This is a genomic window from Micromonospora sp. Llam0 (assembly GCF_003751085.1).
GTDB lineage: Bacteria > Actinomycetota > Actinomycetes > Mycobacteriales > Micromonosporaceae > Micromonospora_E.
Genome location: NZ_RJJY01000001.1, coordinates 3,426,245 through 3,450,747 on the forward strand (window position 1 = coordinate 3,426,245; position 24,503 = coordinate 3,450,747).

The window sequence follows — 24,503 nt, forward strand, 5'->3', positions numbered from 1 at the left end:
CCACCGCCGGCGGCCCCGGGTGCCTGCCGGCCCGACCATCCGTGCCGGCTGGCACCCGGGTCGCACACTGGGAGGCATGCCCGCCACGACGACCGGGTCCGACCAGGCCGCCGACGCGCCGCCCACGCTGCCGGTGATGGAGACGTACGTGCTGCTCGACGGCACGTTCCGCGACTCGGGGCGGGCGCTGGCCGCCGCCGTTTTCGAGCTCGCGCAGCAGGGCCGGCTGCGCATCGACGCGGACCCGGACGCCCGGACGGTCACCCTGACCCGGACCGCGGCGCCCGGTGCCGAGCTGCCAGTCGGGCAGCAGGACGTGCTGGTGGCGGTCTTCACCGAGCTGGACTGTCCCGGCGAGCAGTTGACCGTCAGTTCCCGGGGCGAGTGGCCGGTCGCTCCGGTGGTGATGGCCCGGGCCCGGACGAGGTTGCTGGCGCAGGGCCGGGTGTCGCCGGTACGGCCCCGGACGGTCCGTCGCGTGGTAGCCGCCGCGCTGGCCGGGCTCGGGCTGCTCGGCCTGGGGGCGGTCGCGCTGGTCACCCGGGCGGCGGGGCCGGTGTTCTACACCGGCTGCCTGCTGCTCGCCGCCGCCGTGGTGCTGCCGGGCCTGGACGTGACCCGACGCCGCCAGGTGGTACGCACCCGTGCGGGCCGGGCCGCGGTACGTCGGGCCCGCCGGATCCGGCGGCGTTGCCGGGGAACGAGAGGTCCACGCCGACGCGCCGGGGTGCCGTCCGTCGAGCTCGCCCACGAGCTGCTCTGGTCGACCGTGCCGGGCCACGGGCTGCCCAGCGTCCGAGGCATGCGCGAGCGGCCGTCCTGGTGGGAGGGACAGTGGCCGGACGTGGCGGTGCCCGGTTCGTCGTTCCACCGGGCGTACCGGACCCTCGGCCGGGCGCTCGCGCCGAGCCCGCAGGACCTCGCCGCGCTGCGGGCCGGCCCGGCCCCGGCCGACCGGGACCGGGAGCTGCCGGACGATCTGATCGACCCGATCGCCTGGTGGGGGCTGGTGCAGGACGTTCGGTCGCTGGACCTCAGCGACTGGGGCGGCGGCAGCGGGGAGGGCAGTGGCGACGGGGACGGCGACGGGGACGGGGACGGGGACGGCGGCTGACATCAATTTGTGGCGGGCAGACCCTTGACCGTCCGTACTGATGGATGTCAACCTCAAAGGGCTCCACGGTTAACACGGTTGAAATCGTGTCGACAGTGGAGCGTTTTTGGGACGGTCGTCGAAGCGCTTCGAGCCAGCGCTTCCCGGGCTGGCGGCCAACCTCCACCGCGTACCGACGCCTGCCCGTGATCCGGTGACCGCGGCGGTGCCCGCACCGCCGCGGCGACCCACACGGGTGCCCTTGCCGATCCCGGAAGGCGATCCACGTTATGAGCGACAGCACGTTCCGCGACCCCGACCAGCCCGTGGCCGCCCGGGTCACCGACCTGCTCCGCCGGCTCACCCTCGACGAGAAGATCGCCCTGTTGCACCAGCATCAGCCCGCGGTGCCCCGACTCGGCCTGCCCGCCTTCCGCACCGGGACCGAGGCGCTGCACGGAGTGGCGTGGCTCGGCCCGGCGACCGTCTTCCCGCAGGCGATCGGGCTGGGTTCCAGCTGGAACCCGGACCTGCTGCGGCGGATCGGCGAAGCGGTCGGCGACGAGGTACGCGCGTTCCACCACAAGGACCCTGTCGGCGTCGGACTGAATGTGTGGGCGCCGGTGGTCAACCCGCTGCGGGATCCACGGTGGGGCCGCAACGAGGAGGGCTACGCCGAGGACCCGTGGCTGACCGGGGTGCTGGCCACCGGGTACGCCAGTGGGCTGCGCGGCGACCATCCCTACTACCTGCGGACCGCGCCGACCCTGAAACACTTCCTCGGCTACAACAACGAGACCGACCGGGCCACCACCAGCAGCAACCTGCCGCCCCGGGTACTGCACGAGTACGAACTACCGGCGTTTCGCGCCCCGATCGCCGCCGGTGCCGCAGTTGCGGTGATGGCCGCGTACAACCTGGTCAACGGCCGGCCGGCGCACCTGAGCCCGCTGATCGACGAACAGTTGCGCCGGTGGACCGACGGTGACGTCCTGGTCGTCGGCGACGCGGGAGCGGCCACCAACATCGCCGGTGTCCAGGGCTACCACCCGGACCACGTCACAGGCTACGCGGCGGCGCTGCACGCCGGAATCGACAGCTTCACCGAGGACGACACCGACTCGCTGCCGACCGTCGCGCGGATCACCGAGGCGGTGGCGCGCGGGCTGCTCACCGAACCGGACATCGACCGCGCGGTACGCCGGATCCTCTCCGTCCGGATCCGGCTCGGTGAGCTGGATCCGCCGGAACGCAACCCGTTCGCGACGACCGGCACCGACGTGATCAACTGCCCGGCCCACCAGGACCTGGCCCGGATCGCGGTACGCGAGTCGGTGGTGCTGCTGCGCAACGAACCGACGGAGTCCGGATCCGACCCGGTGCTGCCGCTGAACCCGGACCGGATCCGGCGGGTCGCGGTGCTCGGCCCGCTCGCCGACACCGTCCACACCGACTGGTACGCCGGATCGATGCCGTACGCGGTCACCGCCCGCGCCGGGCTGACCGCACGGCTGCCGACGGCGGCCGTGACCCACCACGAGGGAGTGGACCGGATCGCGTTGCGACTCGGCACATCGGCGACCTACCTGCGGGCCAGCGGCGCGGCCGCCGGTGGACCGCTGCAGGCCGACAGCACCGCGGGCGGACCGCCGCGCGCCACCGCGCCGGAGGCGGCGCCGCAGTGCTGCTTCGACGTGTTCGACTGGGGCGACGGGGTGGTCGCGCTGCGCAGCGTCGCCAACGGCCGCTACCTGGCCGCTGGCGACGACGGGGTGCTGGTCAACGACCGGTCCGGCCCGGGCGGTTGGGTGGTGAACGAGACCTTCCGGCTGGTCCGCGCCGCCGACGGCCGCACGGCACTGCACCACCTGGCCCGGGACCGTTACGTCACCGTCGGCCCGGACGGGCTGCTGCGGGCCGAGGCCGCCAGCCTCGACACCGCCGCCAGGTTCGCCGTCGAGCTGGTCACCGATGGCGCCCGGGAAGCGGCGGCGCTGGCCCGCGACACCGACGTGGCGGTGGTGGTGCTCGGCAACCATCCGATGGTGTGCGGGCGGGAGACCGAGGACCGGGTCGACCTGGCGCTGCCCACCGCCCAGGCAGCGCTGCTGCGGGCGGTACGGGCCGCGAATCCGCGCACCGTGCTGGTGCTGGCCAGCAGCTACCCGTACGCGGTGGAGTGGGCCGACCGGCACGTCCCGGCGATCGTCTGGTCCGCGCACGGCGGCCAGGAGTACGGCACCGGGCTGGCCGAGGTGCTCTGCGGGGACGCCGATCCGGGCGGCCGGCTCACCCAGACCTGGTACCGGCGTACCGCTGACCTGCCCGACCTGTTCGACTACGACGTGATCGCCTCGGACGCGACCTACCTCTACTTCCGGGGGGAACCGCTGTACCCGTTCGGCCACGGCCTGAGCTACACCTCCTTCGACTACCGCGACCTGCGGTTGTCGGCCACCGAGGTGGGTGCCGACGGCACGGTCGAGGCCAGCGTCACGGTGCGTAACAGCGGGGCGCGGGCCGGGACCGAGGTGGTGCAGCTCTACACCCGCCAGCGGCACTCCCGGGTCAAGCAGCCGCTGCGCCAACTGCGCGACTTCCGCAAGATCAGGCTCGCGGCGGGGGCGCAGACCACACTCCGGTTCCGCCTGGCCGCCGCCGACCTGGCGACCTGGGACGTCACCCGGGACCGGCCGGTGGTGGAGAGCGCCCGGCACACCGTGTCGGTCGGCCGGTCCAGCGCCGACCTGGTGGCGACCGCCACCCTGACCGTACGCGGTGAACGGATCGGGCCCCGCGATCCGCTGGCCGGACCGTTGTGGGCCGCTGACAACGACGACTACGCCGGTACGGCACCGGCCGACCATCCCGAGGGCCGGGACGCGGTGGGCGCGGCGGAGGACGGCGGTTGGATCGCGTTCACCGACGTCGACTTCGACTCCGAACCCACCGCGGTCACCGCCCGCGTCACCCACCGGCCGCTCCCGGAGAGAGCCGGGGCCGACCCAGGCACCGTCGGCCGGCCGGCGGACGGGTCGACGGTCACCCTGCGGCTGGACGATCCGCTGGCCGGCCCGGTCGCCGGTAGGCTTCCGGTACCGGCGACCGGCGGCCGCGACGACTGGGCCGAGGTACGGACGGAGCTGCACGGACTGTCCGGAACCCGAGACCTGTATCTGCTTTTCAGTACGGCAGGCGCTACGGTGAGCTACCTGAGTTTTGCCGGGACCGCCACTGACGGTCCAGCCAGGGACATGGATGGAGGAGCCTAGTGTCAACTCCGTCACAGCCGACCGGCACCGGGCCGGACCCCGCCGGGCCCGGCCCGGCGCGGGACCGGGCCGGGAAGCGGGCCGACATGGTGACGATCGCCGACGTGGCCCGGCACGCCGGCGTCGCGGTCAGCACGGTGTCCTATGTGCTCAGCGGCAAGCGGGCGATCTCGGCGACCACCCGGGAGCGCGTCCTGGCCAGCATCCACGCCCTCGGCTACCACCCGCACGCCGGCGCCCGGGCGCTGGCCAGCCGCCGGGCGAACGTGATCGCGCTGGTGCTGCCGCTGCGCTCCGGGATGCACCTGCCGGTGCTGATGCAGTTCGCCACCAGCGTGGTCACCACCGCCCGGCAGTTCGACCACGACGTACTGCTGGTCACCGCCGATGAGGGGCCGGCCGGGCTGCGCCGGATCGCGGTCAGCGCCATGGTCGACGGCATCGTGGTGATGGACGTCGAGATGCACGACCCACGGGTACCGCTGCTGCGTGAGCTCGAACGGCCCAGCGTGCTGATCGGTTTTCCGGCCGAGTCCGCCGGTCTGACCTGCGTCGACCTCGACTTCTACCGGGCCGGCGAGGCCTGCGTCGAACATCTCGTCACGCTCGGCCACCGGCAGCTCGCGCTGCTCGGTGCCCCGGCGGTGGTCTACGAACGGGAGACCGGCTTCGCCCACCGGACCCGGGCCGGCTTCACCGAGACGGCGGCCCGCTGCGGCGTCACGGCGGTCGCCCAGCCGTGCGAGGAGAACTACGACGCGGTACGCCGCGAACTGGCCGGGCTGCTGCACCGGCACCCGGGGCTCACCGCGCTGGTGGTGCACAACGAGGCGGCGGTCGGGCACGTGCTGGCCGCGTTGCCGACCCTGGGCCGACGGGTTCCCGATGACATCTCGGTGGTGGCGATCTGCCCGGACGAGGTCGCCGAGCGGTCCGGTCCGGCGCTGACCTCGGTGCTGATTCCGGCCGAGGAGGTCGGCCGGCAGGCGGTCAGTCTGCTGATGCGCAAGGTCCAGGGCGACGCGGTGCCGGCCGCCACGCTGCTCGACCCGCGGTTGACCGTCCGGGCCAGCACCGCAACCGGCCCCGCCGGTGCCGGGCACGGAGCCGAGGCCGGTGCCGCTGGCGTCGGAGGCAGCGGGCCGGAGGCGATGGTGGCGCTTGCCCGCCGTACCGATTCCTGATCAACTCGGCCGCATGGCAGGCGACGCATCCGCGCCGGGCGCCACGCCCGGCGCAGACACCACCACCGGCGCAGACCCCACGGCCGGCGGGCACATGTCGGCGGACGAATTCCGCCGGGCCGGGCACGCGGTGGTCGACTGGATCGCCGACTACTGGCAGACGCTGGAGAAACATCCGGTACGGCCGTCGAGCCCGCCCGGCGCGGTGGCCCGGGCGCTGCCGGTGACGCCACCGGAGCACGGCGAGCCGTTCGACCGGATCCTCACCGACCTGGACCGGGTGGTCGTCGGCGGGCTCACCCACTGGCAGCACCCCGGCTTCTTCGGCTACTTCCCGGCCAACACCTCGGCGCCGAGCGTGCTCGGCGACCTGGTCAGCGCCGGCCTCGGCGTCCAGGGCATGCTCTGGGCCACCAGTCCGGCCTGCACCGAGGTGGAGACCGTGATGCTCGACTGGCTGGCCCAGCTGCTCGACCTGCCGCAACGGTTCCGGTCGGGGTCCACCGGTGGCGGCGTCATCCAGGACTCGGCGTCGTCGGCGACGCTGGTGGCCACCCTGGTGGCGCTGCACCGGGCCAGTGGCGGTGCCTGGCGCACGGCGGGCACCGGCGCCGGCTACACCGTCTACACCTCGACCGAGGGCCATTCGTCGATCGAGAAGGCGGCCCGGATCGCCGGGGTCGGTGATCAGGGCGTCCGGCTGGTCGACGTCGATCCGGTCACGCTGGCGATGCGGCCGGACGCGTTGCGCCGGGCCCTCGACGACGATCTGGCCGCCGGGCGGCGACCGGCGATCGTGGTCGCGACCGTGGGCACCACCTCGACCACCGCCGTCGATCCGGTCGAACAGATCGGCGCGATCTGCGCCGAGTACGGGGTGTGGCTGCACGTGGACGCCGCGTACGCCGGCGCGGCGGCGGTCTGCCCGGAGCTGCGCTGGACGCACGCCGGGCTGGAACGGGCCGACTCGTACTGCTTCGACCCGCACAAGTGGCTGCTGACCGGGTTCGACTGCGACGCGTTCTGGGTAGCGGACCGGGCCGAGCTGGTCGAGGCGTTGACGGTGATGCCGGAGTACCTGCGCAACGCGCTCAGCGACGCGGGCACGGTGATCGACTACCGGGACTGGCAGGTGCCGCTGGGTCGCCGGTTCCGGGCGCTGAAGCTGTGGTTCGTGCTGCGCTGGTACGGCGCACAGGGGCTGCGGGCGCACGTCCGTTCGGCGGTGGCGCACGCGGCCTGGTTCGCCGACCAGGTACGCGCCGACGACCGGTTCGAGATCGTCACGCCGGGGCCGTTCTCACTGGTCTGTTTCCGGTTGCGCGGGCAGCCCGACGAGGTCAACTCCGCTCTGCTGGCCGGGGTGAACGCCAGCGGTACGGTGCTGCTGACCCACACCCGGGTGGCGGGCCGGTTCACCTTGCGGCTGGCGGTCGGCGCGCCGCGTACCGAGCGACGGCACGTCGCCGCCGCCTGGGAGCTGATCGCGGACACCGCCACCGGTCTGCTCGCCGACCAGCGCTGACCGCCGCTGGGCAGGTGGCGGTCAGGTCCAGGCGCGCGGGTTGGCGGCGAGATCCCGGACCCGCTCGGGGAGTTTGCCGGTGGCGACGTCGGCCACGGTGACCGACTCGAGGATCTCCCGCTCACTGGCCCGCAACGCGATCCAGACGTCCTGCAGCGCGACCGCCGCACCCTGGTAGCCGAGCTCCTCCGGCCGGTGGCCCCGCACGTGGGCGAGCGGGCCGTCGATGACCCGGATGAGCTCCGCGAGGCTGATCTGCTCGGCGGGCCGGGCCAGCCAGTAGCCGCCGTCCGGGCCGCGCTGGGCCTGCACCACGCCGGCCCGGCGCAACTGCAGCAGGATGCCTTCGAGGAACTTCGGCGGGATGCCCTGGGCCCGGGCCACCTGCTCGGCGGTCAGCACGACCCGCGCCGACGCCGCGGCCGCGACCGCCAGCTCGGCAGCGGCCCGCAGTGCGTAGTCGACCCGGGCAGAGAGACGCATACCTCTCAGGTTACGGCACTGTTTCCATTATCGGACCGGCCGACCGACGTCGGTCATCGACCTTGATCGCGGCCGCCCGAGCGCCGGCCAGAAAGTCGGCCCCGCAGCCGGCCCGGTCACCCGCCGACCCGCCGGACCAGTCCTTCCTGTACAGCGCTGGCGATGTGCCGGCCGTCGCGGGTGAACATCCGGCCGGTGGCCAGCCCGCGCCCGCCGGCGGCCGACGGACTCCAGCAGTCGTAGAGGAACCATTCGTCGGCCCGGAACGGCCGGTGGAACCACAACGCGTGGTCCAGGCTGGCCCCGATCACCCCGCCCGGACCCCAGACCTCGCCGTGCACGGACAGCACTGAGTCGAGCAACGTCAGGTCGGAGGCGTAGGTGAGTACGCAGGCGTGCAGCAGCGGATCGTCGGGCAGCTTGCCGTCGGCGCGGATCCAGACCCGCTGGTACGGGTCGGCCGGCCGGTCCCCGGGGGCGACCAGACCCGGTTCGCCGACGTACCGCACGTCCATCGGCCGGGGGATCACCGCCCAGACACCGAGCCGCTCCGGATAGCGGGCAAGCCGCTCCACCATGGTCGGCACCGCGTCCGGCGGCGGGACGTCCGGTGGCTGCGGGGCCTGGTGGTCCAGCCCGTCCTCGGGCCGGTGAAACGACGCCGACATGAAAAAGATCGGTTTGCCGTGCTGGTACGCCACCGAACGGCGGACCGAGAAGGACCGGCCGTCGCGGATGTTCTCCACCTCGTAGTCGATCGGCTCGGCACCGTCGCCGGGGCGGACGAAGTAGCCGTGCAGCGAGTGCACCAGCCGCTGCGGGTCGACGGTCCGCCCGGCGGCGACCAGCGCCTGACCGGCGACCTGGCCGCCGAAGACCCGCTGCGGCCCCACCTTGGGGCTCATCCCACGGAACGCCGACGGCCCGGTCCGGCTCAGGTCGAGCACCTCAAGCAGCTGGTCGACGGCGGCCTGCCCGCCGACCGGATCACCGGTCACTGCAACGCCCGGGCCGCTGCGGCGTCGACGAGGCTGCCGAGCTGGTGCACCCGCAGCGTGTTGGTGGAGCCCGGGGTGCCGACCGGGCTACCGGCGACGATCACCACGTACTCGCCGGGGTTAGCCCGGCCGAGGCCGAGCAGCGCCTGGTCGACCTGGCGGAACATGTCGTCGGTGTGCTGCACGAACGGCATCAGGAAGGTCTCCACCCCCCAGGAGAGGGCGAGCTGGTCGCGTACCTCGGCGACCGGGGTGAAGGCGAGCAGCGGCAGCTCGCACTGCAACCGGGAAAGCCGGCGCACGGTGTCACCGGTCTGGGTGAAGGCGACCATCGCCTTGGCGCCGATCGCCCGGGCGATCTGCGACGCGGCCGAGGTGAGCGCACCGCCGTGGGTACGGGGGTCGTGCTGCAACCGGGGCACCGAGATCGAGCCCTGCTCGGTCGTCACGACGATCTTGGCCATGGTGCTGACCGTCAGCACTGGGTACTTGCCGACGCTGGTCTCGCCGGAGAGCATCACCGCGTCGGTGCCGTCGAGCACCGCGTTGGCCACGTCGGAGGCCTCCGCACGGGTCGGCCGCGAATTCTCGATCATCGAGTCGAGCATCTGGGTGGCGACGATGACCGGCTTGGCGTTCTCCCGGCACAACTGCACCGCCCGCTTCTGCACCAGCGGCACCTCGTCGAGCGGCAGCTCGACGCCGAGGTCGCCCCGGGCCACCATCACCCCGTCGAAGGCGTCGACGATCGCCTCCAGGTGGGTGACCGCCTCCGGCTTCTCGACCTTGGCCAGGACGGGTCGGCGGATCCCCTCCTCGTCCATGATCGCGTGGACCAGCTTGATGTCCTCGGGCGACCGGACGAACGACAGGGCGACGAAGTCGGCGCCCAGGCCGAGCGCGAACCGCAGGTCGTCGATGTCCTTGTCCGACAGGGCCGGGACGCTGACCGCGACGTTCGGCAGCGAGATGCCCTTGTTGTTGGAGACCGGCCCGCCCTCGACGACCAGCACCCGGATGTCGTTGCCGTCCACCGCGCTGACCTCGACGGCCACCTTGCCGTCGTCAATCAGCAGCCGGTCCCCGGGGCGAACCTCCTGGGGCAGCTTGCGGTAGGTGCAGGAGACCCGTTCCCGGCTGCCGAGGATGTCGTCGCTGGTGATGACGACCGAGTCGCCGGTGCGCCACTCGTGCGGCCCGTCGGCGAACCGGCCGAGACGGATCTTGGGGCCCTGCAGGTCGGCCAGCACGGCGACCGCCCGGCCGGAAGCCTGGGCTGCCTCCCGGACCAGCTGGTACACCTGCTGGTGGTCCTCGTGGCTGCCGTGGCTGAAGTTCAGCCGGGCCACGTCCATGCCCGCCTCGACGAGCCCACGGATACGCTCCGGGGACGCGGTCGCGGGGCCAAGCGTACAAACGATCTTTGCGCGGCGTGTCACGCCCATGAGGCTAGTCTCTCCCCTGAACCGGCCGATCGGCCGACCCTGTCTGATGTCCGAACGGAAGTGCCCACCAGCGCTCGGCGCTCCGCGAGACATCGTACTGGTGGGTGGAACCGTGACGGTGAACCGGCGGGCATCGACGACCGCGCCCTCAGGGTAGCGCGGTAGTTGACCATCGCGGTACGCCCGGACGGCCGACGCCCGGACGTTCGGAGATCATTCGCCGAACCGTCACATAGATCCGGTTAACTGGTCACCACACGACCGGAGGGTGGCACGGTGACACAGCGGGTACGGACACGAACAGTGACCGCTCTGATGGCGATGATCGCCACCGGTCTGGCGGCAGGCCTGGCACCCGGGACGGCGACGGCTGGCGGCCCACCGGCCGGTGGGCACGGCGGCGTCCGGTTCGCCACCTTCAACGCCTCGCTCAACCGGGGCGTCGACGGCGGCCTGGTGGCCGACCTGTCCACCCTGGGCGACCGGCAGGCCGCCAACGTCGCCGAGATCATCCAGCGGGTCCGCCCCGACGTGCTGCTGATCAACGAGTTCGACCACGACGCCGAGGGGCGGGCCGTCGAGCTGTTCCAGCGCAACTACCTGTCCCGCGGCCAGGGCGGGGCCAGGCCGATCCACTACCCGTACCGGTTCAGCGCCCCGTCGAACACCGGCGTGCCGTCCGGGCACGACCTCAACCGCGACGGTACGGTCGGCGGCCCGGACGACGCGTACGGCTTCGGGCTGTTCCCCGGCCAGTACGGCATGGCGGTCTACTCGCGTCACCCGATCGACCGGCGATCGCTGCGCACCTTCCAGACGTTCCGCTGGCGCGACATGCCGGGGGCGCTGCTGCCGGACGACCCGGACACCCCGGAGCCCGCCGACTGGTACTCCCCCGAGGCCCTCGCGGACGTCCGGCTGTCGTCGAAGAGCCACTGGGACGTGCCGGTGCGGATCGGCCGGCACACCGTGCATCTGCTGGCCAGCCACCCCACGCCGCCGGTGTTCGACGGCCCGGAGGACCGCAACGGCCGGCGCAACCACGACGAGATCCGGTTCTGGGCCGACTACGTCTCGCCGGCCCGGTCCGGCTACATCTACGACGACCGGGGCCGCCGTGGCGGGCTGCGCCCGGGTGCCCGGTTCGTCATCGCCGGTGACCTCAACTCCGACCCGTACGACGGCGACAGCATCCCGGGATCGGCCCAGCAGGTCACCGGGCATCCGTTGGTCGACGACCGGCGGCCGCCGACCAGCGCCGGCGGGCCGGCGGCCAGCCAGCGCCAGGGCGGGGCGAACCTGACCCACGAGAGCGACCCCCGCTACGACACCGCCGACTTCGCCGACGGTACGCCCGGCAACCTGCGGGTCGACTACCTGCTGCCCAGCCGCCGACTGCGCACGGCGGGCAGCGGGGTGTTCTGGCCGACGCCGGACGATCCACTGTTCCGGCTGGTCGGCGACTACGACCCGACGCTGCCCGGCGGGTTCCCGACCTCGGACCACCGGCTGGTCTGGCTCGATTTGCGCTGCTGAGCGGGCGGTTCCACACGATCAGTCGGTGCCGGTGGCGGCGAGCGATCCCGGTGGGCGGGCGTCGCGGGAGGCGGTCGCGTTCATTGGGATCTGCGCCGAGCGCACCCCCATGTCGAGCCGGGCCACCTGGTAGAACTGCGCCCGGGCACGGCGGTAGTCGGCGAACCCGGCCCGCCAGGTCTGTTCGTCGACCGGTTCGTCACCGGTGGCAAAGGCCTCAAGCCTCCACAACGTCTCCGTGAGGGCCTGCGCGGCAGCGATGGTCGGCCCGTCGGCGGATGGTCGGCAGGTGTTCCAGCAGAGACATCGCACTCTCCGTCGCATGGCCGGACTTCAGGGTAGGAAGCCGTCACAAGGCCGCCTGCCGGCCCCACGCCCCGGTCCCCCGACAACCTCCGCTTGCCCCACCTTACGCCGTAAGTTAACCTGCCTTACAGCGTAAGACTGCCGGTCGCGGCTACGGACGCCCGGAGGACAAGGAGTGGAATTCTCATGAGCGATCTGGTCCGCGCGGCGCGACTGACCGGCGTGTTCTACCTGGGTCTCGCAACAACCGCCATGCTCGGCTTTCTGATCGTCCGACCCCAGCTGTTCATCGCTGGCGACCCCGCAGCGACACAGGGCAACCTGGTCGGACACGAAACACTCGCCCGCGTCGGCGTCGCGCTCGAGTTGGGCGTTGTCGTCACCCAGGCGCTCGCCGCCGTCTGGTTCTACCGCCTCTTCCGTACCGCCGACCCGCTCGCCGCCGGCAGCATCGGCGCGTTCGGTCTCGTCAACGCGGTGGCGATCATGGGCAGCGCGGCGATGCTCGCCACGGCGGTCGAGGTCGCGGGCGAGCCGGGCGGCGACGTCGCGGCCACCGTCCAGACCCTCTACCTGGTCAGCGGCAACCTGTGGGGGTGGGCAACCTGTTCTTCGGGCTGTGGCTCATCCCGATGGGCACCTGTGTGCTCCGGTCACGTTTGATGCCCCGACCGCTCGGCTGGGTGCTCGTCGTCGGCGGCATCTGCTACCTCGCCAGCGGCTTCCTGCTCTACCTCGCGCCCGACGCCCAGGTCGTCGCCGACCTGCTCGTGGTGCCGGCCACCGTCGGCGAGCTCTGGATGATCGGCTACCTGCTGACCGTCGGCGTCCGCCAGGACCTGTCCCGCACCACCCCGACGACGTCCGGCACCTCCACCGCCGCTGCCTGAAGGCTTGGCACCGCAGGCCCGGCAACCCCACTCCAGCGAAGGGCCGGGCAGGGCCGTACTTGAAATCGATTCATCACTGTCCCTTGTAAGGGCCGACGGACGGTCGATAGACTGCGGACTATCCGGTGTGGTTACCGCACAAGCGACCGGAACACGACGGCCGGCGGGCCACTCAAGACACTTGAGCCTCCGGGAGACAGCCATGAAGAAGCGACTCTCGGGCACCCGACGCGGCCTCCTCGCGCTCGCCACAGCCGCTACGGTCGGCCTCGCGTCGGTTGCCACCACCAGCGCGCCTGCGGCTGCGGCACCGATGCGCGCAGACCGCACCGGCGAGGCGGTGGCGCTGGTGGAACGCCTCGGTGACCGATCCGCTGGCGCCTACCTCGACCCGGCGAGTGGACGGGTGGTGGTGGCGGTGACCGACGAGGCGTCCGCAGCCCGGGTCCGCGCCGTCGGCGCGCTGCCGAAACTGGTGCGCTACAGCACGGCGGAACTGAAGGCGGTAGAGACCGGACTCGTCGACCGTGCCTTGGTGCCGGGCAGCGCGGTCTCCGTCGATCCGGTCACCAACCAGGTCGTGATCGAGATCGACACCGGCGTCACCGGTGCCCGGCTGGCGCAGGTCCGCAGCGCCGTCGCACGAGCCGGCGCCGCGGCCCGGATCGAACGGCTGTCCGGCCCGCTCACCACCTACGATCTGCGCGGCGGCGAGCGGATCAGCGCCGGCAGCAGCTACTGCTCCGCCGGGATCATGATGGCCGACTACTTCACCGGTGATCAGCACGTGGTCACCGCAGGTCACTGCACTGCCGCAGCCTCCACCTGGTCGGTCGGCGGCTCGCCGCTCGGGACCTCCTGGGGGACCCACTATCCGGGCGACGACTTCGGCTTCATCCGAAGCAGCGGCACCGTGCCGCTGGTCGGTGAGATAAAGGTGCATTCCGGCACGGCAGACGTGCAAAACATCGGGTCGGTGAGCCAGCTACTGCTGAACTCGTACATCAACCGCAGCGGGGCCACCACCGGCGCGAGGCAGGGCCGGCTCACCGCCGTGAACGTCAGCGTTCGATACACCAGCGGACACGTCATGACCGGCATGTTCAAGACGACAGCCTGCGCCGAACCGGGCGACAGTGGCGGACCGTTCTACGTGTCGATCCCGTTCATCGGCACCACCGCCTACGGCCTGACCTCCGGCGGCTCCGGCAACTGCAGCTCCGGCGGGGTGACCTACGCGCAGCCGCTGGACGAGGTGCGCGACAGCTACCCCAACCTGTACGTCATTTGACATCCTCGCCGCCCTAATCGGCGGCGATTCCAGCCACGCTGCGCGTGACACGCGCAGTGTTCTGGTGGGTTACCGTTTCACCGCGCGGTGCCGGGACGGGTCCCGGTCCTACCCGCGCTCCACGGTCGTTGAAGTCCGCCTGCCCGGCGGCCTTGATGTTGATCGCCGCGTTGACGTCCCGGTCGTGGAGACCGCCACACGGACACACCCACGACCGCACGTCCAGCGCCATCTTCTCGTTGATCCGGCCGCAGTCCGAGCACATCCGGGTGGACGGGAGCCACCGGTCCACCCGGGCGAACGTGCGCCCGTACCTCGCCGATTTGTACTCCAGCATGGCGACGAACGACGACCATCCGGCGTCGTGCACGGACTTCGCCAGCCGGGTCCGGCCGAGACCGGCGACACACAGGTCCTCGACGTACACCGCTTGATTCTCGCGGATGATCGTCGTGGACAGCTTGTGCTGCCAGTCCCGCCGGGTGTCGGCCACCCGGGCGTGCGCCCTGGCGACCTTCACGACAGCCTTCCCGCGGCGGTTGCTGCCCCGCTGTTTACGCGACAGGGCCTGCTGCAGCCGCTTGAGCCTGCGGGCCGCGCGGCGCAGGAACCTCGGCGCGGCCACCTTCGTGCCGTCCGACATGACCGCGAAGTGCGTCAGCCCCAGATCGATCCCCACCTCGGCGTCGGTCGGCGGCAACGGCTCGTCCTCGCTGGTCTGCACGACGAACGAGGCGAAGTACCGACCGGCCGCGTCCCGGATGACCGTCACGGACGACGGGTCCGACGGCAACGACCGGGACCAGCGGACCGTGAGGTCGCCGATCTTCGGCAGCCGCAGACGGCCGTTGTCCAGCACCGTGAACCGGGAGTTACGGGTGAAACGGATGGCCTGCCGGTTGTCCTTACGGGACCGGAACCTCGGCGGCGCCACCGTGCGGCCTTCACGCCCGCCCGTGATCGAGGCGAAGAAGTTGCGGTACGCGGTGTTCAGGTCCGCGAGGGCCTGCTGCAACACCACCGCCGACACCTCGCCCAGCCACGCCCGCTCCGGAGTCGTCCTGGCCCGCGTGATGACCCGCCTGGACAGCTCGGCGTCCGACACGTACGGCAGACCCTGCTCGTGGGCGGTCTGCCGGAGGCGCAGCCCGTCGTTGAACACCACCCGGGCGCATCCGAACGCCTTCGCCAGCTCGATCTGCTGGCCGGGTGTCGGATAGACCCGGAACTGGTACCGGAGCTGCACGAACCACACGATATCACGTTGGTCTATGGCAAAACTCGAGGTTATCCGTACCGACAGGCACTGCGTCTTCGCGATGCACGTCCACTTGGTTTTCGTGACGAAGTTCCGGCACACGGTGTTCGACGACCGGCACCTGACCCGCATGGAACCCATCATGCGGGACGTGCGCCGCGACTTCGAGGCCGAACTGGTCGAGTTCAACGGCGGCCACGACCACGTCCACCTGCTGGTCGACCACCCACCCAAAGTCGCCGTTTCCCGCCTGGTCAACTCACTCAAGGGCGTCTCGTCGCGCCGCCTGCGGCAGGAATTTCCCGACCTCGCACGCCACTACCACCGGGCCAACAAACTCTGGTCGGGCTCGTACTTCGCCGGCTCCGTCGGCGGCGCGCCACTGAGCATCGTGAAGCAGTACATCGAACAGGAAACCGGCCAGGTTAGAGCACTGCTCGGGCCCTGGCGGCCTCCCAGCGCGGGTCTTCACCCCCGGGCCTGAAGGCCGGAGCACTGGCGCGCATTCCGGTAGCGGCGACGGCGCCCCGACCCGGCGTCCGCGCCGCGCCGCGCTCCGGACGTTTCCGCGCCAACGGCAGGGGTATGCGAAGTCGCGGCGGTCCGCCCGATCGGGTGGACCGCCGCGACCGCTCGTAGCCATGCGGAAGGAACCAGGTATGAACCGGAGCTACCTGCGGCTGGGCGCCGCGTTGATGCTGAGTTTCGTGGTGATGCTGCTGCTGACGTACTCGATGATCTGGACCATCGACGATTTCTACCTCAACCTCAGCAACACCTACATGGCGTTGATGATGGTCGCCCCGATGGGGGCGATCATGCTCGGGGTGATGTGGATGATGTTCGGCAACCGTACGCTGAACGTGATCCTGGCGGTCGGGTTCGTCGTCCTGTTCGGGGTGGCGTTCTACTTCGGCCGGCAGGAGAGCTTCATCGGCAACGAACAGTTCCTCAAGTCGATGATCCCGCACCACTCGCGGGCGATCCTGGTCTGCGAGCGGTCGGACATCACCGACCCGGAGATCATCGAGCTGTGTGGACAGATTGTCGAGACGCAGCAGGAGGAGATCGACCAGATGAAGCAGATCCTACAGCGGTACGAATGAGTCACCTCCGCGCGGCGCTCGGCGTCGTCCTCGCTGTCGTCGCCATCGGGACGGGCACCCTGGCGGCCTGCACCGCCGACCCGCCGGAAGCCGGCACCGGCCCGCCCGCCACCAGCGCCGACCCGGTCGACCAGCGGTCAGCGGCACCGCCGCCGGTCGCGCCCGCTCCGACGATCGCGCCGCTGCCCGGCCCAATGGCCGATGCCCGGCCCGTCGCCTCGGTGGCCGCCACCAGCGGCCCGGTGTCGGTCGGCACGGTCGAGGTCCCGCCCGGCCGGTTGTCGGTCAGCCTCGATTGCATCAGCGGCGGCCGTGGGGATGCCGCCGCCGCCAGCGGCGCTGCCGACCTCGCGGTGTTCCTCGACCCGGGGATGCGGTTCGAGTTGCAGTGCCCCGCCGACGAGGTGACGATGACCCGCAACGTCGACCGGGACCACCCGGGCGGCCCGGTCACCATCCGGGTCGAGGCCGGCGCGGACGTGCGGTGGAACCTGCTGGTCGAGCATCAGCCGGGCTAGGCTGCGCCGGTGAACGGGTGCGTGTTCTGCCGGATCATCGCCGGGGAGTCCCCCGCGTGGCGGGTCGCCGACTCCCCCGCCGGGGTGGCCTTCCTGGACACCCGGCCGGTGTTCCCGGGCCACGTGCTGATCAGCCCGCGCCCGCATGTGGTCACCCTGACCGACCTGCCGCCGGCCGACCTGGCCGGGTACTTCTCACTGGTGCAGCGGGTCGCGGCGGCGGTCGAGGCCGGGCTCGACGCGGGCGGCACCTTCGTCGCGATCAACAACCGGGTGTCCCAGTCGGTGCCGCACCTGCACACCCATGTGGTGCCCCGGACCAGGGGCGACGGGCTGCGCGGCTTCTTCTGGCCGCGTCGGCGCTACGCCGACGACGTCGAGGCCCGACGGCACGCCGAACGGGTCGCCGCCGCGTTACCTCCCGAGCCCGATCTGCCGTGAAAACAAATTGATAGACAAAAGTCAGTGACATGATAGCTACTGTCGGCATCAGCAGCTACCGTCAGCAACGATGGCTCGACTGAATGGTCCCTACCGGCTGGCACCGGTGGCGCTCGCACTCGCCGTACTTGTCGGCGGGTGCGGCGGTGGATCGTCCCTGCCGGAGCTGTCACCCCCGGCGTTCCGGACGACAACGGCCGAGCCGACGCCGACGCCGACCGGTCCCCGGTACGGCGCCGACGGCCTCGACCTGTGCCAACTGGTCGATCTCGACCCGCTGGCGGCCCTCGCCGTCACCGTGGAGTCCACGGATCCCACGCCACCACGGGCGACACCCGGCGCGGCGTGCCTGTTCAAGCTCGTCACCCGCAGTGGGCACCTCGGCAGCCTGCGGGTGGAGGCGGCGACGCCGGCGACAGTGGCCGATGCCGAGAGGCTGTACCGCGACCGGGGTGAGTTCACCGTCATGTTGCCGGAGGGCGGTGTGCCGGGCCTCGGCGACCAGGCGGCGGCGTTCGCCCGGCGGACGGAGCCGGGCTTCAAGTACGCCGAGTACATGATCCACGTGCGGCTCGCCAACCTGATGCTCCTGGTCTGGCTGGCCGTCGGTGGAAACGAGTTCGTCCCCACCGACCAGCTCGCGGCCCCGGCCAGGACCATCGCCGGGGCGGCATTGGCCCTGGTACCGCACACCTGACCAGCTGGCGCACCGGTGACCCGGCTGCCGCCCGTCCGCCGACGGCTAACTGTTGCGTACCGCCTGCGGCCACGAGCCGTTCGGCAGCCGCGAATGGTCACCGGCCTGGGCGGCAAGGTCGCGTTTCTCGCCGATCGATCCGACGAACCGCTCCCCGATCGCCAGCAGGTTGTCCAGACTGGCGGTCACCAGGTCGCCGACCGCCCCGGCGAGCGCGTCGATCGCCCACGGGATATTGATGACGGCCGCCGTGTCGACCGCAGCCTGGGCCAGATGGCCAGCGAGTTCCGTAACGACCCGCGCCAGCTCGACGGCGTACTCGATGTTCGACCGCGCCACGCCGAACAGCCACTGGCTGACAAACTCGGTCTTGACCACCGTCTCGTCGACAGCCCGCTGCTGGTGGCCGAGCTTGGACTGGTAGGCGGTCGCCGCCTCACCCGTCCAGCGGTGCAGGTTCTGGTCGAGCGGATCGACCACCTGGAAGGACAGCTCGGACACCGGGGTCCGGACCTCGTCGAGCCACCGGAAACTGGTGGAGATGAGCGACAGTACCGGCAGTTGGTGGTCGACGGCGTGATCAACTCTGTCGAGGATCGTCTCGAGGTGTCCCCGGACCTGCTGCGACCGGTCGTGGATCCACCACTGCGCGCCGGCGCCGAGCATCCACTGCCAGCGGTTGATGTTGTCCATTGTCTCGTTGAACTTCTCCACCGCGATCTCGACGCCGGAGTGGATCTGCTCGAACGCCTCGTTGAACGGCGGGCCGTACTCCTGGTCCGGCGGTGGCATGGCCGGCTCTCCTCCCTGGCCGGCTACCGGCGGTAGACGTCGTTGAGGTCAAGTGCGATGACCGCGTCGGCCTCGTCGTAGCGGTCGGCCAAATCGCGCAGCACCGCGCCGATCTCATCGAACTCGGTAGCGGCTTCGCCGAGCACCTTGGTCAGGAAGGCATGGAATTCGTCGTACGCGACGGAGTGCACGTCGCCGCTGACCTGGCCGATGTAGAACGCGGTCGGAGCGAGCGTCAACCGCTCGGCGGCGAGCTTGACACTCATCATGCTGTCGGACAGACGGTGCCACTTGCGGCTCTCGACCCGCAGCGCGTCGGTGACAACGTTCAGCTCGTCGGCCATTTCGCTCTCCTCATCCGCTGAGGTGATGGGGATGCCCGGCGAGACCGGCGGCCCGCATCGCGGCCAGGGCTTCGCCGCGTAGTTGCGCGGCGTCGGCACCGGCGACGCGTCGCACGTCGCCGATGACGCCGACGAGGCCACGGCCACGCAGCCGCAGGGTCAGATAGCCGTGCGGGCCCGGCACGCCACGTTCGTCCGCGGCGGGCGGCGTTTGCCTGCGGGACAGCCGCCGCAGTGCCGCGCCGTTGCGGTCCAGGGTCGCCCGCAGCCTGCCGGACCAGCCGGGATCGTCCGAAGTCGGCGGCGGCTCGTCCGAAGCCGGCATTGGATCGTCCAGCGCTGGCTCGTTGCGTCTGCGGTGGCCGGCGTCGACACGCAACGCGGCGAGCGCGGCGGATTCGAACGACGCCCGCACCGCACTGACGTACGCCTCGTACAACGCCGCCGCGAAAGCCGATGGCGGCAGGCGTTCGCGCCAACGGCGGGCGACCGTGACGTCGAGGACCCGTGCGCGGTCGTCAACCGTCACGCTGACCGTGCCGGTCGTGTCCGTGGCGTGGTGCGGCCCAATGGACCGGTGGTCGTGGTCGGCGGTGAGTGCGAACGCCTCGGCGCGCTCGCGCAGCCCGTCGGGGTCCGCGACGCCGACGAGGTGGGCAAGCCGGCGTCGGCCAGGTCCGCTGGGGGCCATCGGCACCCTCCTTGGCCCGGACCACGTAGGGCGCGGTCCGTACTCGGGTAGTCGCCGCCATCAACGACGATACGCAGAGTCAGCCAGATTGGGTGTCAGATAACATACAGCAGCATCAATTACATCGGGTCGGTGCGCGGACCTGCGGCTCAGCCGCGGACCTGTGGTGGGATCCAGTCGGACCGTCCGGCCCCCGCACCCGTGGTGTGGGGGCCGGACGGCGGATCGTCACCAGAGAGCGGTTATCCGGACCACCGTGTACGGCAGCACCGGGTCGGTCGCCCCGTACTGGAAGTTGACCACCAGCAGGTCGCGGCCGTCGAACGCGGCCGTCGACGGGCCGTGCAGCCGGGGGTCGGTGACCCGGGCCAGCAGCGTGGCCCGGGTGGCCTGGCGGTGCAGCCGCAGCACATTGACCGTGTCGCCGTTACCGTCGACGTTGCTGACCGCGTACAGCAGGCCGCCCCGGATCAGCAGACCGTCGCCGTGTACCGCCACGCCGCCCAGGTCGATCGCGGAGACGGTACGCCGCCGCAGGTCGACGCGGTGCAGCGCGCCGTCGTTGTAGTCCGCGACGATCAGATACCGCTGGTCCGGGGTGACCACCAGTCCGTTGAGGTTGAACCCGTCGTCGTAGTCGATGCCGGTGCCCCGCAGGTCGACGAACGGCCGCAGCGGTGCGGTCGCCCCGACGCCGCCACGCAGCTGCCCGGCAGGGATCCGGTACAGAGTTGGCTGGAACGAGTCGGTCACGTAGACGTCGCCATTGGCGGCCAGCGCGACGTCGTTGAGCATCGAGTTCGGGATGCCGGTGGCGAAGCGGTGCAGCAGGTCGCCGCTGCGGGTGTCGTACACCCAGACGTAGCCGGTGCCGCCGCCGGCAACGATCAGCCGGCCTGCCCGGTCGACCTTCATGCCACCGGCGGTGGTCCGGCCGTCGGCGGCGTTGCCGGGCAGCCAGACGGTGGTACGTGGGGAGCGGACGTCGCCCCGGTAGATCCGCCCGTCGGTGAGGCTGCTGACGTAGAAGTACGGGCCGCGTGGGTCGCGGGCGATGCCTTCCGGGTAGGCGTCGTCGCCGGCCAGCACGTAGCTGCCCGGCCGCTGGTGGTGCTGGTGGTGGTGCGCCTGTGCTGAGGCGGCGTGGAACGCGATCGGCGCGGCCACAGCGGGAGCCGCCGGTGCCGCCGGCCCAGCGGCGAGTACGCCGGACGTCGCGGCGACGGCGGCCACGACGAGCAGTCGAGATGTGTGCACTGTGTCCCTTCCGGTGGTGGGTCGATTCGAGCCTGACCGGCGGGAACGACCCACAACAAGATCACCTGGGTATGTCGGGATACCGTGCCGGTATGTCGGTCGATCTGCGCGTCATGCGGTACGTCGTCGCCGTCGCCGAGGAGGGCAGCTTCGAGGGCGCGGCGCGCCGGCTGCACATGGCGCAGCCGCCGCTGAGCCGGCAGATCCGTGACCTGGAGCGGCAGCTCGGCGTACCACTGTTCGAGCGGCGGCCGACCAGGCTGACCGACGCGGGCGTGGCGTTCGTGGCGTCCGCCCGGCGGCTGCTCGACGACGCCGACTCGGTGGTCCGGGCGGCCAGGGCCGCCGGGCAGGGTCGGACCGGCACGGTACGGATCGGGTTGGTCGCCAGCGCCGCCGCCGAGGTGCTGCCGCGTCTGCTGGCGGCAGTACGGGCGGCCCATCCGCAGATCACCGTACGGACACGGGAGGCGTGGCCGGCCGAGCTGGACGCCGGGCTGCGGGCCGGCCATTTCGACCTGGTGCTGTCCCGGGGGATGCCGGTCCACCCGGACCTGGACCGGCAGACGGTACGCCGGGAGCCGCTGGTCGCGGTGGTCGACGCCGGGCATCCGCTGGCCGGGCGTACCGCTATCGGATCGAACGCGGTCGGGTCGGACGCGGTCGGGTCGGACGCGGTCGGGTTGGCCGACCTGGCCGGCGGCCGGCTGAGTCTGCCGCCGGAGGAACTGACGCCCGGCTACCGGTCGGCGATCCTGGCCGCCTGCGCCCGCGCCGGGGTGGCCGTCGAGGTGGTCGACTGCGAGCAGGTGGGGTGGCGCCGGATCGGGCTGGCCGACGTCGACGGTTTCGCCCTGGTGCCCCGCTCACTCGCCCATCTGCCAACAATGGATGGAGTGGTGCTCCGGCTGACCGACGAGCTGCCCGCCCCCGATCTGGAGCTGGTGTGGCGGCGGGACGCGACGTCACCGGCCGGGCTGGCCGTCGCCCGGGTCGCAGGACGACTCACTCACGACCGGCGCCGGTGAGCCCACACCAAGGACGTCACCCGGCAACAGCCTCAAGTTCGTCGACGAAACGTTTCCACCTCCATCGATCGATGCTCTCCTATTTCAGGAAGGTTTCCGGTCATCCTGTGAGGAGTGAACCGATGGTGTCGACACGAGCAGGAGTGCTGGTGGCGGCGACGCTGCTGGCCCTGACCCCGGCTGCCCCGGCGGCGGCCGCCGTACCCGAGGCGACGGTGCACGACGTCGGCGGCCCGACCGCCGTCGCCGACTCGTACATCGTCGTGCTGGCCGAAACGGCGGCCACCGCCGACACGGTCGAACGCACCGCGTACGCGGTCGCCGGCCGGCACGGCGGCGACGTCGCCCAAGTCTACCGGCACGCCCTGCACGGCTTCGAGGTCCGCCTGTCACTACGCCAGGCCCGCCGGCTGGCCGCCGACCCACGGGTGGCGTCGGTGACCCAGAACCACACCGTGACGGCGGCAGACATCCAGACCCCGGTGCCGTCCTGGGGCCTGGACCGCATCGACCAGCGGACCCGGCCGCTCGACGACAGCTACACCTACCCGGACGTCGACCCGGTCGTGCAGGCGTACATCATCGACACCGGCGTGCGGCTGACCCATCAGGAGTTCGCCGGGCGGGTACGCGCCGGGCGGGACATCATCGACAACGACGCCGACCCGAGCGACTGCCGGGGGCACGGCACCCATGTCGCCGGCACGGTCAGCGGCACCACGTACGGCGTGGCCAAGAACGTGGAACTGGTCGCCGTCCGGGTGCTCAACTGCGACGGCCAGGGCACCGTCGCGAACGTGGTCGGCGGCATCGACTGGGTCACCGCCGACCACCGCCCCGGCGTACCGGCGGTCGCCAACGTCAGCCTCGGCGGCAGCGGCAGCATCCCGATCGACCAGGCCGTGGCCAACTCCACCGCCGACGGCGTCACCTACATCGTCTCCGCCGGCAACGGTAGCGGCGCCGACGCCTGCGCCAACTCCCCCGCCCGATCCCCGCACGCGATCACCGTCGCCGCCACCGGCCCCGACGACGCCCGCGCGCCCTTCTCCAACGTTGGCAAATGCGTCGATATCTTCGCCCCCGGCGTCGACATCGTGTCGGCCGGCATCGCCGACGACACCGCACAAGCACCGGCGAGCGGCACCTCGATGGCCGCCCCGCACGTCACCGGCGCAGCCGCACTGATCCTCGCCGCACACCCCGACTACACGCCGGCCCAGGTCACCGACGCGTTGCTCACCGAGGCGACCCCCGACATCGTCACCGACGCCGGGGTCGGGCCGAACCGGCTGCTGTACGTCGACGCCGGCACCCCCGCCGACGACTTCTCGCTCACCGTCGGCCCGGCCGACGCCACCGCCCCGGCCGGTGACACCGTCACCATCACTGTCACGTCGACGGTCACCGCCGGCGGCACGCAGTCCGTGGCCCTGTCCGCCGTCGGGCTGCCGACCGGCGCGACCGCCACCTTCACCCCGTCAACGATCGGCGCGGACGGCGGCACCAGCACCTTGACCGTCACCACCGCCACCCTGACCACCCCCGGCACGTACTCTTTGCTGATCCTCGGCACCGGCGCGAGCGCCACCCGGGCGGTACGGTTCGCCCTGACCGTCGAGGCGGCACCGGGCTGCGTCGGCGTCAACGACAACGACGCGCCGCTGCCGTTGAGCACCACCGTCGACATCCCGATCACGGTGTCCGGCTGCGCGGGCAACGCCGCCGCCAACAGCACCATCCGGGTCGTGCTCGACCACACCGCGATCGCCGACCTCACGGTGGACCTGATCGCCCCCGACGGCACCCGCTACTTCCTGATCTACCGCACCGGGCACGGGGCGGACAGCCACGTCGACTACACCTTCACCCACGACCTGTCCGACAAGGTCGCCGACGGGATCTGGAACCTGCGGATCCGCGACAACGGCCCGGTCGGCACCGGGTTCTTCGACTCGTGGACGCTGGACCTGGCCGGCACCGAGCTGCCCGTCGGGGTCTGCGGCGGTCGGGCCACCACCGACCTGCCGATCGGTGACCGGGAAACCGTCGAGAGCCCGATCACGGTGGCCGGCTGTGACCGGGCCCCGGGCCGCAGCGTCGTCGTGGAGATCCGGGTCGTGCACCCGTGGTCACGCCACCTCAGCTTCGACCTGGTCGCCCCGGATGGCCGCAGGTTCGTACTGCAGGGCGTCAACGGGATGGGCCTGCCGAACATGTTCCGGACCTTCGTCGTCGACCTCTCCGGCTACGGCGATCCGAACGGCACCTGGAAGCTGCGGGTCGAGGACCACTTCTGGGGTGGCTCCGGGCCGGCGTACATCGACCATTGGAAGCTGACCCTCTGA

At 71.6% G+C, this 24,503-nt stretch carries 22 protein-coding genes and 1 pseudogene; 14 read left to right on the top strand and 9 right to left on the bottom strand.

Features of this window, described 5'->3' with window-relative positions; translation table 11 throughout:
* Positions 1–76: 76 nt before the first annotated feature.
* The 4 genes from EDC02_RS14885 to EDC02_RS14900 all read left to right on the top strand — a co-directional run bounded on the left by EDC02_RS14885 (position 77) and on the right by EDC02_RS14900 (position 7,074).
* Positions 77–1,114: a hypothetical protein gene (locus tag EDC02_RS14885; protein ID WP_123602479.1), complete on the top strand. Its 1,038-nt coding sequence runs from the start codon at positions 77–79 to the stop codon at positions 1,112–1,114.
* 269 nt (positions 1,115–1,383) lie between these two features.
* Positions 1,384–4,365, top strand: coding sequence for a glycoside hydrolase family 3 C-terminal domain-containing protein (locus tag EDC02_RS14890; RefSeq protein WP_123602480.1), 2,982 nt, complete (start codon positions 1,384–1,386; stop codon positions 4,363–4,365).
* 86 nt (positions 4,366–4,451) lie between these two features.
* Positions 4,452–5,549 (top strand): LacI family DNA-binding transcriptional regulator, encoded by a 1,098-nt coding sequence (locus EDC02_RS14895; RefSeq protein WP_123604804.1) that lies wholly within the window; start codon positions 4,452–4,454, stop codon positions 5,547–5,549.
* A 13-nt stretch (positions 5,550–5,562) separates the two neighbouring features.
* A complete protein-coding gene (locus EDC02_RS14900) occupies positions 5,563–7,074 on the top strand; it encodes a pyridoxal-dependent decarboxylase (RefSeq protein ID WP_233605937.1) in 1,512 nt (503 codons plus the stop codon).
* Positions 7,075–7,095: 21 nt separating this feature from the next.
* On the opposite strand, the gene EDC02_RS14905 is transcribed toward EDC02_RS14900, so the two are convergent.
* The 3 genes from EDC02_RS14905 to pyk form a co-directional block, all read right to left on the bottom strand.
* Positions 7,096–7,557 (bottom strand): Rrf2 family transcriptional regulator, encoded by a 462-nt coding sequence (locus tag EDC02_RS14905; RefSeq protein WP_123602481.1) that lies wholly within the window; start codon positions 7,555–7,557, stop codon positions 7,096–7,098.
* Between the two features lie 116 nt (positions 7,558–7,673).
* A complete protein-coding gene (locus EDC02_RS14910; RefSeq protein ID WP_123602482.1) occupies positions 7,674–8,555 on the bottom strand; it encodes an acyl-CoA thioesterase II in 882 nt (293 codons plus the stop codon).
* Positions 8,552–10,000, bottom strand: a complete 1,449-nt coding sequence (pyk, locus tag EDC02_RS14915) for a pyruvate kinase (protein WP_123602483.1) — start codon at positions 9,998–10,000, stop codon at positions 8,552–8,554. Before pyk ends, EDC02_RS14910 begins: the two co-directional genes overlap by 4 nt.
* 303 nt (positions 10,001–10,303) lie before the next feature.
* On the opposite strand from pyk, the gene EDC02_RS14920 reads away from it, so the two are divergent.
* The gene (locus EDC02_RS14920) at positions 10,304–11,536 is read left to right on the top strand and encodes an endonuclease/exonuclease/phosphatase family protein (protein ID WP_233605938.1); all 1,233 of its coding nucleotides are present in this window, start codon (positions 10,304–10,306) and stop codon (positions 11,534–11,536) included.
* Between the two features lie 18 nt (positions 11,537–11,554).
* Here the strand turns inward: EDC02_RS14920 and EDC02_RS14925 are convergent, their stop codons facing one another.
* On the bottom strand, positions 11,555–11,767 hold the full coding sequence (locus tag EDC02_RS14925; protein WP_148083462.1) for a hypothetical protein: 213 nt from the start codon (positions 11,765–11,767) through the stop codon (positions 11,555–11,557).
* Between the two features lie 327 nt (positions 11,768–12,094).
* Here EDC02_RS14925 and EDC02_RS14930 point away from each other — a divergent pair.
* Positions 12,095–12,732, top strand: a pseudogene (locus EDC02_RS14930) (DUF4386 domain-containing protein).
* Positions 12,733–12,934: 202 nt separating this feature from the next.
* Positions 12,935–14,023 carry a S1 family peptidase gene (locus EDC02_RS14935; RefSeq protein ID WP_123602486.1) on the top strand — a complete coding sequence of 363 codons (1,089 nt, stop codon included), beginning with the start codon at positions 12,935–12,937 and terminating at the stop codon, positions 14,021–14,023.
* A gap of 13 nt (positions 14,024–14,036) precedes the next feature.
* Here EDC02_RS14935 and EDC02_RS14940 read toward each other — a convergent pair whose 3' ends face one another.
* Complete coding sequence (locus EDC02_RS14940) at positions 14,037–15,269, bottom strand: RNA-guided endonuclease TnpB family protein (protein ID WP_123604806.1); 1,233 nt, start codon at positions 15,267–15,269, stop codon at positions 14,037–14,039.
* Positions 15,270–15,294: 25 nt separating this feature from the next.
* On the opposite strand from EDC02_RS14940, the gene tnpA reads away from it, so the two are divergent.
* The 5 genes from tnpA to EDC02_RS14965 all read left to right on the top strand — a co-directional run bounded on the left by tnpA (position 15,295) and on the right by EDC02_RS14965 (position 18,043).
* Positions 15,295–15,765, top strand: coding sequence for an IS200/IS605 family transposase (gene tnpA, locus EDC02_RS14945; protein ID WP_123602487.1), 471 nt, complete (start codon positions 15,295–15,297; stop codon positions 15,763–15,765).
* A 175-nt stretch (positions 15,766–15,940) separates the two neighbouring features.
* Entirely contained in the window at positions 15,941–16,387 is a 447-nt protein-coding gene (locus tag EDC02_RS14950; RefSeq protein WP_123602488.1) for a DUF305 domain-containing protein, read from the top strand.
* Complete coding sequence (locus EDC02_RS14955) at positions 16,384–16,905, top strand: hypothetical protein (RefSeq protein ID WP_123602489.1); 522 nt, start codon at positions 16,384–16,386, stop codon at positions 16,903–16,905. Before EDC02_RS14950 ends, EDC02_RS14955 begins: the two co-directional genes overlap by 4 nt.
* A gap of 9 nt (positions 16,906–16,914) precedes the next feature.
* Positions 16,915–17,346 (top strand): HIT family protein, encoded by a 432-nt coding sequence (locus EDC02_RS14960; protein WP_123602490.1) that lies wholly within the window; start codon positions 16,915–16,917, stop codon positions 17,344–17,346.
* A 70-nt stretch (positions 17,347–17,416) separates the two neighbouring features.
* Positions 17,417–18,043: a hypothetical protein gene (locus EDC02_RS14965; RefSeq protein WP_148083463.1), complete on the top strand. Its 627-nt coding sequence runs from the start codon at positions 17,417–17,419 to the stop codon at positions 18,041–18,043.
* 45 nt (positions 18,044–18,088) lie between these two features.
* Here the strand turns inward: EDC02_RS14965 and EDC02_RS14970 are convergent, their stop codons facing one another.
* The 4 genes from EDC02_RS14970 to EDC02_RS14985 all read right to left on the bottom strand — a co-directional run bounded on the left by EDC02_RS14970 (position 18,089) and on the right by EDC02_RS14985 (position 21,127).
* Positions 18,089–18,835 carry a hypothetical protein gene (locus EDC02_RS14970; RefSeq protein ID WP_123602492.1) on the bottom strand — a complete coding sequence of 249 codons (747 nt, stop codon included), beginning with the start codon at positions 18,833–18,835 and terminating at the stop codon, positions 18,089–18,091.
* A 23-nt stretch (positions 18,836–18,858) separates the two neighbouring features.
* A complete protein-coding gene (locus EDC02_RS14975) occupies positions 18,859–19,179 on the bottom strand; it encodes a type VII secretion target (protein ID WP_123602493.1) in 321 nt (106 codons plus the stop codon).
* 10 nt (positions 19,180–19,189) lie between these two features.
* A complete protein-coding gene (locus EDC02_RS14980; RefSeq protein ID WP_148083464.1) occupies positions 19,190–19,870 on the bottom strand; it encodes a hypothetical protein in 681 nt (226 codons plus the stop codon).
* A 228-nt stretch (positions 19,871–20,098) separates the two neighbouring features.
* Positions 20,099–21,127 (bottom strand): SMP-30/gluconolactonase/LRE family protein, encoded by a 1,029-nt coding sequence (locus EDC02_RS14985; RefSeq protein ID WP_199757641.1) that lies wholly within the window; start codon positions 21,125–21,127, stop codon positions 20,099–20,101.
* A 92-nt stretch (positions 21,128–21,219) separates the two neighbouring features.
* On the opposite strand from EDC02_RS14985, the gene EDC02_RS14990 reads away from it, so the two are divergent.
* Entirely contained in the window at positions 21,220–22,155 is a 936-nt protein-coding gene (locus EDC02_RS14990) for a LysR family transcriptional regulator (RefSeq protein WP_158632197.1), read from the top strand.
* Between the two features lie 122 nt (positions 22,156–22,277).
* A complete protein-coding gene (locus tag EDC02_RS14995; RefSeq protein WP_233605939.1) occupies positions 22,278–24,503 on the top strand; it encodes a S8 family peptidase in 2,226 nt (741 codons plus the stop codon).